Raw genomic sequence first — 1100 nt, forward strand, 5'->3', positions numbered from 1 at the left:
ATTTTTAAGTGCTAACTTTTTATCAATTATAAAGGAGAGAGATATTTTGAAATCTATCACACGTGACTTAGTAGAATATTCAGGAATAGACGATTGTTTACCATTAGATGTTGACAGTTTTAAACAAATAAATGTAGAAGGTGAAGTTTGTATTCCAGTTCAAAAGCCAGATATGGAACAACTTTGTAAAGTTCAAGCTGCTGCAACTATCAAAAATACAAGAATTATAAAAACACCAAAAGGTGTTTCATTAGAAGGATTTAAACTTACAGGACATAAACTTATAGTAGAGGGAAACATCCACTATAAAGTTCAGTATGTTGCTTTAGAAGAAACACAATCAGTACATTTAGCACACTTTGATGTGCCTTTTATGAATTTTATTGTTTTACCAGAAGATTATATGCCATCTACAATTTTAGCACCATCAGCTTTTGTAGAAGATATTTACGCACACCCTATTAATGAAAGATGTATGTTCTTAAATGCAACATTACTTCTTACAGCTGAAGTGTGTTAAAAAGGAGGATGTGAATTAGATGTTAAATTGCAATTCAATAGATAATAGTATAACAGGCTCTGGGATTTCAGAGCATTTACCAGAGTATGTGAATTATTTTACTGAAGTTTCTGTAACTGAAACTTTAAAAATCCCATGTCAAAAACCAGATATGGAAAAACTTTTATCAGTTTTAGTTTCAGCAGATATTGTATCTGCAAGACTTGTAGAAACTCCAATTGCTAAATCTTACGAAGGACAAAATCTTTCAGGTCATAAACTTATAGTTGAGGTTAGACTTAGAGAAAAAATTAAATATGTTGCAGATAAACCTTATCAATCTGTTCATGCAGCACATTATGATGATACTATGAAATCAGTTTTTGTTGTTGTACCAACAGAACTAAATGGACAAAGAATTTGTGATCTTATTAGAAAGAAAAAATATTCAGTTACACCATATATTGAAGATGTCTACGCTATTAAGCAGGATTGTAGAACGGTGTATAAATGTGTTACTATGCTAGTTGATGTTAAATTCTTTTAAATCTAAAAACCCACATTAAGCTATTTAATGTGGGTTTTTTCTATGCTTTTCCTA

General features: G+C 30.4%; 2 protein-coding genes. Both read left to right on the forward strand.

All coding sequences use genetic code 11. The features are described from left to right. The coding region (locus ACRC28_RS14090; protein WP_438544080.1) for a DUF3794 domain-containing protein at nucleotides 1–520 on the forward strand (520 nt) is incomplete at its 5' end. A 19-nt stretch (nucleotides 521–539) separates the two neighbouring features. After that, on the forward strand, nucleotides 540–1046 hold the full coding sequence (locus ACRC28_RS14095; protein WP_438544081.1) for a hypothetical protein: 507 nt from the start codon (nucleotides 540–542) through the stop codon (nucleotides 1044–1046). Nucleotides 1047–1100: the final 54 nt, after the last annotated feature.

The sequence above is a fragment of the Clostridium sp. genome, assembly GCF_051650885.1.
Taxonomy (GTDB): Bacteria; Bacillota; Clostridia; order Clostridiales; family Clostridiaceae; genus Clostridium.